Origin of the sequence: Rhodovastum atsumiense (assembly GCF_937425535.1) — a bacterium.
Taxonomy (GTDB): Bacteria; Pseudomonadota; Alphaproteobacteria; order Acetobacterales; family Acetobacteraceae; genus Rhodovastum; species Rhodovastum atsumiense.
This window is the reverse complement of record NZ_OW485601.1, coordinates 6,472,736-6,482,810: the sequence shown is the minus strand read 5'-3', so window position 1 is coordinate 6,482,810 and position 10,075 is coordinate 6,472,736. Positions and strand designations below refer to the sequence as shown.

8 protein-coding genes are annotated in these 10,075 nt (G+C 71.0%); 4 read left to right on the top strand and 4 right to left on the bottom strand.

The genetic code is table 11. The features are described from left to right. Positions 1 to 1,777: penicillin acylase family protein (locus NBY65_RS29105; protein WP_250265751.1), on the bottom strand; the 1,777-nt coding region annotated here is incomplete at its 3' end. Between the two features lie 134 nt (positions 1,778 to 1,911). Between NBY65_RS29105 and NBY65_RS29100 the strand changes: the two genes are divergently transcribed. Together NBY65_RS29100 and NBY65_RS29095 are read left to right on the top strand one after the other, a co-directional pair. Further along, complete coding sequence (locus NBY65_RS29100; RefSeq protein WP_150043780.1) at positions 1,912 to 2,274, top strand: hypothetical protein; 363 nt, start codon at positions 1,912 to 1,914, stop codon at positions 2,272 to 2,274. A gap of 175 nt (positions 2,275 to 2,449) precedes the next feature. Next, on the top strand, positions 2,450 to 3,382 hold the full coding sequence (locus tag NBY65_RS29095) for a lactate/malate family dehydrogenase (RefSeq protein WP_203330655.1): 933 nt from the start codon (positions 2,450 to 2,452) through the stop codon (positions 3,380 to 3,382). 10 nt (positions 3,383 to 3,392) lie between these two features. Here the strand turns inward: NBY65_RS29095 and NBY65_RS29090 are convergent, their stop codons facing one another. Further along, the gene (locus NBY65_RS29090) at positions 3,393 to 4,772 is read right to left on the bottom strand and encodes a transglycosylase SLT domain-containing protein (RefSeq protein ID WP_162530790.1); all 1,380 of its coding nucleotides are present in this window, start codon (positions 4,770 to 4,772) and stop codon (positions 3,393 to 3,395) included. Between the two features lie 192 nt (positions 4,773 to 4,964). On the opposite strand from NBY65_RS29090, the gene NBY65_RS29085 reads away from it, so the two are divergent. Next, positions 4,965 to 6,116, top strand: a complete 1,152-nt coding sequence (locus NBY65_RS29085) for an amidohydrolase (protein WP_150043776.1) — start codon at positions 4,965 to 4,967, stop codon at positions 6,114 to 6,116. Here the strand turns inward: NBY65_RS29085 and NBY65_RS29080 are convergent. Next, a complete protein-coding gene (locus NBY65_RS29080) occupies positions 6,099 to 6,740 on the bottom strand; it encodes a hypothetical protein (RefSeq protein WP_150043775.1) in 642 nt (213 codons plus the stop codon). The genes NBY65_RS29085 and NBY65_RS29080 overlap by 18 nt on opposite strands. Before the next feature lie 251 nt (positions 6,741 to 6,991). Beyond that, the gene (locus NBY65_RS29075) at positions 6,992 to 8,182 is read right to left on the bottom strand and encodes a CynX/NimT family MFS transporter (RefSeq protein WP_150043773.1); all 1,191 of its coding nucleotides are present in this window, start codon (positions 8,180 to 8,182) and stop codon (positions 6,992 to 6,994) included. 128 nt (positions 8,183 to 8,310) lie between these two features. On the opposite strand from NBY65_RS29075, the gene cydD reads away from it, so the two are divergent. Beyond that, positions 8,311 to 9,984, top strand: coding sequence for a thiol reductant ABC exporter subunit CydD (gene cydD / locus NBY65_RS29070; protein ID WP_150043771.1), 1,674 nt, complete (start codon positions 8,311 to 8,313; stop codon positions 9,982 to 9,984). Positions 9,985 to 10,075: the final 91 nt, after the last annotated feature.

Here is a 10,075-nt window from a genome sequence, read left to right as displayed (position 1 = left end):
GGATCGCGGCATTGAGTTGCCGCATCCAGGCATTGAAGATCAACGGTTGCGGCAGGTTCAGCCGGGTCTGCCCGTCCCATTCGGCCAGCAGCGCCAGCGCCGCCCGGGGCAGCCCGTCCGGGACGGCCACCGCGCGCAACCGCGGCAGCAGGTCGCGCGCCACCAGATCGACCGTGTCCACCTGCATGGCCGCCAGATCGGCCTGCGTCCGTGTGTCCCCCTGGTCCAGCAACGCCTGGATGCGCCGGGCACGCGCGTCGTCGAACCAGTCCCGGCCGAGGAAGACCGGGAAGTCGGCGGGTGCGATTCGCTCGTTGGCGTTGGCCAGCCATCCGGCTGCCGGGGCCACCTGATGCGGCAACTGCGCCCCGCTGGCGAAGCCGGCCCAGTCGTAGTGGCCCTCCGCGCCGGGCACCGGCCGGGCGCCGTCGCCGGCGCGGCGCAGCGGCACCCGCCCGGTCACGAACAGCCCGATTCCCTGCCGGTCCGCCACCATCAGGTTCTGGACGGGGGAGGTGATCGCCGCTGCTGCCGCGCCGGCATCGGCGACGCTTCGCGCCCGGTTGAGCGCCAGCAGCCCCGCCGCCGCGGTGTCGCCGGGGGCGAGATTGGCGGCCGCCAGGGCCAGCACCGCGCCCGTCGGCCCGACCAGGTCGCTGATCACCGGCCCGTGCCGGGTCTCGCGCACACTCAGCACCTCGTCGGGGCCGCCGCGGACCTGGATATGCTCCTCGCGGACCTCGTAGGGGCGGGGGCCCTCGGGCGTCAGATAGCTCTCCGGACCGGCCGGGGTCTCGATGAACAGGTCCTGGGTATCGGCGCCGGTGGTGGTGAAGCTCCAGGCGATCCGGTCGTTCTGGCCGATCACCACGAACGGCACCCCGGGCGCGGTGGCGCCGGACAGCGTTCCCGTCGGCGTTTCCAGCCGGGCCAGGTACCAGATGCCGGGCAGCCCGAAGCCCAGATGCGGATCCCCCGCCAGCAGCGGCGCCCCGGTGGCGCTGCGCCCCGCATCGACCGCCCAGGCATTGCTCGCCGTCTGCGGCAGGGTGAACGGGGCGGGGAAGGCCGGCAGCACCGCCGCGAGTCGGGTCGCCGCTTCGCCGAGCCCGGGGGAAGCCTCCGCCTGCTGCTGCAGCGGCGGGCCCGGCCACAGCGCCGCGAGGCTCGCCGGCGGCAGCTTCTCCGCCAGTGCCAGCCGGGCCAGCTCGGTCCGCCAGTTGCCGGACAGCCAGAGCGACATGGTCTTGCCCCAGAGCAGGCTGTCCACCGCCGTCCAGGGCGCCGGCGCGCCGGTAAGCAGGAATTCCGGCGCCGCGAAGCGTCCCCGCAGGCCGATCCAGGCATTCACCCCGTTGGCATAGGCTTCCAGCATCGCCCGGGTGTCGGCGGGCAGGGCGGCGAGGTCGGCATGGGCACGCCGGCGCAGGCCGAGGGTGCGGGTCATGCGGTCCATCGGCAGCACCGCCGGGCCGGCCAGGGCGGCGAGCTCGCCCGAGGCCGCCCGCCGCATCAGGTCCATCTGCGCCATGCGCTCGCGCGCGTGCAGGAAGCCCAGCGCCGCCGCGACATCGGTTTCCGAGCCGGCGCGCACCCGGGGAATGCCGTCGGGATCGATCACCACCTCCACCGGGGCGGCGAGGCCGGGGAGGTCGGCCCGCAGGTCGCCTCCCGGCAAGGTGAGCCACAGCGCGCCGGCGAGTCCGATCCCCGCCAGCAGCACCAGTACGACGACCACCCCGAGCAATGCCCGGCCGATACGGAGGATGCGACGCATGCAGCACAGGTAGCGATGCGATGCGGTCCATGAAAGGGTGAACACCCGTCCGCATCGCTCGCGGCGATGCTATATGGCTGCGACGGTCGGCCGGACCTCAACCAACGCCGGCTGCCCGGGAGGCGCGACCAATCATGTGGCTGTTCACCACCTTCGGCTTCTTCAGCATCGTCGAGAAAGGAGAGGACCGCGGGACGGGCATGGTCACCGTACGGGCGCGCGTCCGCGGCGACCTTGAGGCGCTGCGGCTGCGATACCTGCCCACCCTTGGGGAGATCGTCGAGACCCCGGAGCGTGATTACGGCTGCCGGGCGCGCGTCCCCAAGGAGGATCTCGCCGGCGCGGTCGGCCGGATCACGATGGATATCGATTACACCAATTTCAAGGGCGAGGTGGCGATGCGCATGGGCTATGCGCGCGAGCAGATCTATCACGAGGTCTGGGAGACCCTGTTCGCCCTGCAGCCCCCCGTCGCCACGGAATCCCGGCGCGGCTGAACCGCGCCTGGCCCGCCGCGTCGCCTGGTCCGGTGCCCCACCGCGGCGATGATGCGGCGGGCGGTTCATTGTGGCGCCGCAATGCCCATATCGGTGCCAGGTTGACCGTTTGCCGGTGACGAGGGCCGTCGCGGCCGGTCATTATTGCGATATCGAACCAGCAACGGACTCGCAGATGAAAATTTCCGTGATCGGCATGGGCGCGGTCGGCACCGAAGTGGTCGCCCATTTGCTGAACAGCTCCGTGGCCAGCGAGATCGTGGCGGTCGATCAGGTGCAGGCCAAGGCTCAGGCCGAGATCTGGGATTTCGCCCATACCACGTCGTTCATCTATGCCAGGAATCCGCGTCTGATCGCCGGTGACTACGCCGACACCGCGGGCAGCGACATCGTGGTGATCACCGCCGGCGCCCAGTTGAAGCAGGGCGAGACCCGCGATTCCCTGGTCGGGATCAACACCCGTGTCATCCGCGACATCATCGCGCGGGTCGAGGCGGCATCGCCGGATGCCATCGTGCTGATGGTCACCAATCCGGTCGACGTGATGACCCAGGTGGCGTTGCGGCATTCCGCCTATCCCAAGTCGCGGCTGATCAGCCTGGGCACGATCATCGACACGGCGCGCTTCATGCGCATCGTCAGCGACCATGTCGGCATCGATCCGAAGAACATCTTCGGCTACGTGCTCGGCGATCACAGCCACACGGGATTCATCCCCTGGAGCCTGTGCAATGTCTGCGGGCTCGATGTCGATGCCTATTGCGAGCTGAACGGGTTGCCGCCGCTCGACCGCATGGCGGTGCGCCAGAGCGTGCTGCAGATCGGGCTCGACATCTTCGCCGGCAAGGGCAACACCAATCACGGCATCGCCGCCAGCGTGTTCCGGATCATCCGCGCGATCAGCGGCAACGAGCGCTCGGTGCTGCCGGTGGGCACGCTGCTGCAAGGCGAGTACGGCGTCGACGGGGCGGTGATGAGCGTGCCCTGCGTGGTCGGCCGCAGCGGGGTGCAGCGCATCGTCGCCTGCCGCTTCACGCCGCAGGAGCAGACGGCGTTCGAGGCGTCGCACGCCCATGTCCGGGAATTGCTGGCGCTGGCCGGGCTGTAGCGCCGGCCGGCTACGATCCCGGCGGCACCGTGAAGCAATCCATGCCTGCGCGCAGCAATCGCGCGCAGGCCGTGCTGGCGTCCTCGGCCGACAGGCCCAGCAGCCGGGCGCGGTACAGCGTGCCGCCCCGTTCCACCACCGTGATGCTGGGTTGCGCGCCAGCCAGCATGGTGCCGCCGCGGGCGCGCGCGGCCGCGAGCGCGGCGCGGGAATTGGTCGCATCGGGATAGGCGCCGACCTGGATCCCCCAGCCGCCCGGCCGCGTCGCCGCTGCCGCGACCGGCATCAGCATGGCCATCGGTTGCGCCGGCGGCCGCATGCTCTCCTGCGGGACGGCCGGTGCCGCGAGCGAGGCGCTTTCGTAGATCCGGCTGGGGGGCCGGTCCGTGGCCACGCCTTGCCATCCCCCCGGTGCCGTCAACACCCCCGTCGGCGCGTCGCGGGTGACCAGGCCGCCGCCATCGAAGGCGCGGCTGGCCGGATCGTCGTCGATGGCGGCCGGCTGGGCGAAGGCACCGTATTGCTGCCCGACCACGCCGCCCCCTGCATAGGCACGGTCCGGATCGGGTGACAGGGTGGCATATTGCTGCCCGACCATGCCGCCGCCCGCATAGGCGCGGTCCGCATCGGTGCCACCGTTCCGTCGGCGCGTCGATGCCGTCGCCACCGTGGCCCCGCCGGCATAGGCGGCCAGCGGGCCCGTCATCGCCACCTCGGTTCCCAGGCGCGGCGCCACCCGGGAGAGATAGTTCACCGTCTCGTCCGGCAGCCATCCGCTGCCCGCCAGATAGGACTCGACCCGCTCGGGGCCGGCATTGTAGGCGGCCAGGAAGGCGGGGGCGCCGTAACGGTCGTACATCTCGCGGATATAGGCGGTGCCCGCCAGGATGTTGTCGCGCGGCTCATAGGGGTCGCTGCCGAGCCCATAGCGGCGCCGCAGCATGTCGTAGGTGCCGGGCATGACCTGCATCAACCCCATCGCCCCGGCCGACGAGGTGATCAGCGAGCCATCCGATTCATACAGCCGGAAACTGCTTTCCTGCCGCATGACTTCCCGGATCCAGCGTTCCGGCACGGCGAAACGCGTGGCGGCCTCGCGGATATAGGGGCCCCAGGGATCGTCGCGCGTGCCTGGCACCGGGTAGCTGACCGCCGCGCGGGAGCGATAGCTGCGGGCCTCGGCGCGGGATGCGGTGAGGTCGTAGCCATAATCACCGTTGCCGTCGTAGCCGCGGCGGCCATCCCAGCGGGCGTAGCCGCCGCCGCTGCAACCGGCGCAGACCGACAGCAGCACCAGCAGCAGCGCCGGCCGGGCCAGCGACCATTCACCGCAGGCTGTTGGAACACCACGGCGATTGCCGCGGTGGAGGAACGGCAGAAGGGGGGACACCACTGGCGCAACCCGTGCAGGACACGACGCGCGAGCCTGCCGGATCGCGGGCCGGTTTGACAAACTTAAAGCGAGTTCATCCGTTATTCCTAAATCGTAATCGTGGTGATGCGTTTGATCTGCCTTGCGTCCGATCACCGTGGCATCCGATCGGTTCTGGTCTTTTCCCCGGGCCGATGGGAAGCTGGCGCGATGGACGACATGCTCGCCGAAACGCTTGCCGGGTGGCGCCGGCATCTTCATGCCCATCCCGAATTATCTCAGCACGAGAAGGCAACCTCGGCCTTCGTTTGCGCCCGGCTCGATGAACTGGGCATTCCCTATGTTGCCGGGATCGGCGGCCATGGCGTGGTCGCCACGCTCAGCCGCGGCAGTTCGAATCGCAGCGTCGGCCTGCGCGCCGACATGGACGCCCTGCCGGTCACCGAGGCGACCGGCGTGCCCTATGCCTCGACCTGTCCTGGCGTCATGCATGCCTGCGGCCATGATGGCCATACCGTGAGCCTGCTCGGGGCCGCCGCGCTGCTGCTGCGCGATCCCGACTGGACCGGTACCGTGCAACTGGTGTTCCAGCCGGCCGAGGAAGGCTATGGCGGCGCGCAGGGGATGCTGGATGACGGCCTGCTGCAGCGTTTTCCGATGGAGCGCGTGTTCGCCTACCACAACTGGCCGGGCCTGCCCGCCGGCACGGTGGCGGTGCATGACGGCCCGGTGATGGCCGGGGCGGCGCGGTTGGGCATCACGTTGGAAGGCCATGCCGGCCATGCGGGCATGCCGCACCTCGCGCGCGATCCGATGCTGGCGGCCGGGCATCTGGTGGTGGCGCTGCAATCCGTGGTTTCGCGCAACATCGATCCGCTGGAATCGGCGGTGGTGTCGATCTGCACGGTGGATGGCGGCAATGCGGCCAACCAGATCCCCTCGCGCGTGAACATGAACGGCACCATCCGCACCTTCCGCCCGCATGTGCGGGCGCAGGTGGATGCGGCGATCGCGCGGGTGGTGAACGGCATCGCGGCGACCTTCGGCATGCAGGCGACGCTCGACTGCCCGCCGGGGATCGAGGCCACGGTCAATCACCCCGCCGAGGTCGAGATCGCCGCCGCGGTGGTGCGCGAGGCCGGTTTCCCGCTCCGGCGTGACCTGCCGCCGGCGATGACGGGGGAGGATTTCGGCCTGTTCCTGAAGCAGCGCCCCGGGGCCTTCCTGTGGATCGGCAACGGTCCGTCCGACAATGGCCGCGAACTGCACAATCCCGCCTACGACTTCAACGATGCCATTCTGCCCGTGGCCGCCACCACGCTCGCCGGCATCGCCCGTCGCGCGCTACAGGCCGGGGCATAGGCGCGCGGCGCCCGGGCTGCGGCACGGGCGGAATTCGGGGGCGGGGCAGGCGGCGACCAGTCGTCCCGACAGGCCGCCCGCCTGCGCCAGCCCTCCCTGCACCAGCCCCCCTTGTACCAGCATCGTGCGGGTCCGGGCCCGCAGCAGGCTGAACATCGCCTGCCAGGTTCCCGGCAGCACCGGTCGGACCGGGGCATCCTCCATCGGCGCGTCGTTGCGCCAGACGAGGTAGTCGGTCCACGATTCACGTTGCACGGCGCGGCCGGCGGGGATGCGGAGGGTCCGCTCCAGACGTAAATGCCGGCCGTCCGGGACGGCGCTGACCCGCGTCGCCATCCGGCTGCCGTCCTCGCCACGCCAGGACAGCGTTTCCAACGCCACGAGTCGGCCGGGGGCGGCGACGGCCAGAAGGTCACGAATGGCTTCCGGCCGGTCCGCCGCGAAAGCGAGACAGGCGGCCTCGACCCCGCCCAGCGGGAAACGGCACAACACCCGGGCACGCGCGGCCGGGACCCGCAAGCCGGCGATCTCTACCTCCGCCGGGTCGTTGCCGGAGGCGATTCCCATCCGTGGCATCACCGGGAGCAGCGCCGATGCCAGCAGCATCCGTCGCGTCGTTCGCATCCCCCAAGGCTGCCATGGGGGGATGAAAATTCCCTGAAGAATGGCCGCTCCGCAGCAGCAGGCGCCGCGGCTGCCCTGGGGCGGGAACATTCTCCGTTCCACCCGAAACTGTTGGGAAATCCGTGAAAATCAGCCACTATTCACGAATAGTTTGATTTTTGTTCCTAATTCCTGCTAAGGAACATTGCGTATTGTTTACAAATGCCTGAACAAACCATGAAGTTTCGAACGTAATGGAAACATCGAGCCGGTCAGCGGGCATGCACCACCCTTGGACGCCCGGCCAGCGCCCCCGCCACCGCCCCGCCCAGCCCGACCACGCCGAACAGCACGCCGGCCCCTGACCAGTTGCCCATGGCGTCATACAGCACGCCAACCACCAGCGGCCCGCCGGCTGCCAGCGAATAGCCCACGCTCTGGGCCATGCCCGACAGCGCCGCCGCGGCATGATCGTCGCCCGCCCGTTGCACGATCAGCAACAGCGCCAGCGCGAACGCGCCCCCCATGCCGATGCCCAGGCTGATCGCCAGCAGCCATTGCCAGGCCAGCGGTGCTGCCAGCAGCGCCAGGAAACTGCCCGTGCTGAGCAGCATCAGCGCCACGGCGGGCAGGCTCTGCCGGCGCAGCCGCGCGGCCAGCAGCGGCGTCGGCAGGGAGGCCAGGGTCTGTGCCAGGATCGAGACGGAGACCACCAGTCCCGCCGTCACCGCATCGTCGCCGCGGCTGCGCAGGATCGGCGCGAGCCAGCCGAACATGCTGTAGGCCAGCGCCGATTGCAGCCCCATGAACAGCGTGACCTGCCAGGCGAGCGGCTGCCGCCACAGCCCGCCGACCCGTCGCAGCCGGGCTGGCCCGCCGGCAGCGTCGCGGCCGAGCCGGTGGCGCCAGACCAGGCCGGCCACCGCCATCGCCAGCAGCACGGGCACCGCCCAGGATGCCAGGGCGGCGGCCCAGTCGCCGCCGAAGGCCACCCGCAGCGGCGCGGTCACCCCGGCGGCGATGGCCGCGCCCACGCACAGCGCCATGCTGAGTACACCGGTCATCAGTGGCAGCCGTGTCGGGAAGTCGCGCTTGAGCAGCGCCGGCATCAGCACGTTGCCGATTGCGATGCCCGCGCCTGCCAGCAGCGATCCCCCCAGCAGCGGTGCCAGGGACCCGGCGCCGCGCAGCGCCGTGCCCAGGGCGACGATCGCCAGCGCCAGCAGGATGGTGGCCTCGATGCCAAATCGCCGGGCCAGCAGTGGCGCGAACGGACCGAACAGGCCCAGGCACAGCACCGGCGCGGTGGTCAGCACGGACGCCGCGCCGGCCGACACCTGCAGTCCCTGCATGATCTCGTCCAGCACCGGGCCGATGCTCGAGAGCGCGGGGCGGAGGTTGAACCCGATCAGCACCACCGTCACTGCCGCGCCGAGGCCCGAGGCCTTGCCGACAGCTTTCATAGGCCCGTGTGCGCCGCCGCGCTGACGCGCCAATTCCGCAGTGCTGCCTCCCCCCTTTTCCACCGGAGCAGGCTCGTTCGCGGAGGCGGGACTGTCAATCGGCGCCGCCTCTGCTACATGGCTGCGGTATGACCGATGCGAAGACCGCTTCCCGGGCCTGGATGCGCGCGCAAAGCCGCGTCGGGCGACGCACCGCGCTGCCGGTGGTGGCGTTCGGCCTGCTCGGCATCGCCCTGGCGACCGGGCAGGCGGCCTGCGCCGGCGTGGCGCTGCAGACGGCGCTGGCGCCGGCGAGCTCGCCTGTACCTTGGATCGCCCTGGCCGGATTCGCGCTGTTCGCGGTGCTGCGCGCGGGGTTGACCCTGCTCTCCGAGCGGGCGGCCTTCGAGGCCGGCGCCACGGCGCGGCGCCGCCTGCGCACCGATGCGCTGACGCGCCTGCTGGCCGCCGGCCCGGCGTTGCTGCGCGAGCGTCATTCCGGCGAGCTCACCAGCGTGGTGGTGGATCGCATCGAGGCGCTGGACGGCTTGTTCGCGCGTTGGATGCCCGCGGCGACATTGGCCATCGCCGGCCCGGTCCTGATCGTGCTGGTCGCTGCCATCGCCGACTGGAAAGCGGCGCTGGTGCTGGCCGGCGCGGGGCTGCTGGTGCCCTTCGCCATGGCCCTGTCGGGCATCGGCGCGGCGGTCGCGGCCAAGCGCCAGTTCGCCGCGCTGGGCCATTTGCAGGCGCGCTTCCTTGATCGCGTGCGCGGCATCGCCACCATCGTCATGCATGGCCGCGCCGGCGACGAGGCGGTGGCGCTCGGTGCCGCCGCCGACGAACTGCGCCGCCGCACCATGCGGGTGCTGCGGGTGGCGTTCCTGTCCTCGGTGGCGCTCGACCTGGCCATGGCGCTGGCGCTGATCCTGATCGCGCTGCGCTACGGCGCGCAGCTCATGGAAGGGCGGCTGGACAACCCCGGCACGGCCCTGTTCGTGCTGTTGCTGGTGCCGGAGTTCTTCGCGCCGCTGCGCGGTTTCGCCGCCGCCTACCAGGAAAAATTCCATGCCGGCGCCGCTGCCGACGCATTGGTGACGCTGCCTCCGCCGCCGGAGCCCGCCCCCGACCTGCCGGTGCGCACCGTCGAGGCGCGCGGCCTGACCGTTGCCTTCGAGGACGTGCGGCTGACCTGGGACGAGCAGCGCGGCCCGGCGCTGGACGGGCTGTCCTTCCGGGTTCCCGCCGGCGAGATCCTGGTCCTCGCCGGCCCGTCCGGGGCCGGCAAGTCAACGGTGATGGAGATCCTGCTTGGCTTCGTCCGCCCGCAATCCGGCCGGGTGACCTTCAACGGCGCCGATGTCTCCACCCTGGTGCCGCAGGCGCTCGCCCGCATGACCGCCTGGATCGGCCAGCGCCCCATGCTGTTCGCCGGCACGATCCGCGAGAACATTCGCTTCGCCCGCCCCGAGGCGACCGATGCCGAGGTCGACGAAGCAGCCCGGCTCGCCCGGGTCGACAGCTTCGCCGCCACCCTGCCGAAAGGGCTGGACACCGTGGTGGGCGAGGGCGGCTACGGCCTGTCGGGCGGGCAGGCGCAGCGCGTGGCGATCGCGCGCGCCTTTCTCAAGAACGCACCGTTGCTGTTGCTCGACGAACCGACCGTGCATCTTGATCCCGCCACCGAGGCCGAGGTGCTGGAAAGCCTGCGGCGGCTGACGATCGGCCGTACTGTCATCCTGGCGAGCCATTCCTCGGCGGCGCACAGCTTCGGCGGGCGGCGGCTCGACCTGCGCGCCGGGCGGGCCGCGGCGGCGGCGTAAGGAAGGCAAGGGCTCCGCCCTTGACCCGGCAGGGGCCACAAGGCCCCTGCACCCCAGTCTCGCTGCGCGGCGGGATCCAAGGGCAAAGCCC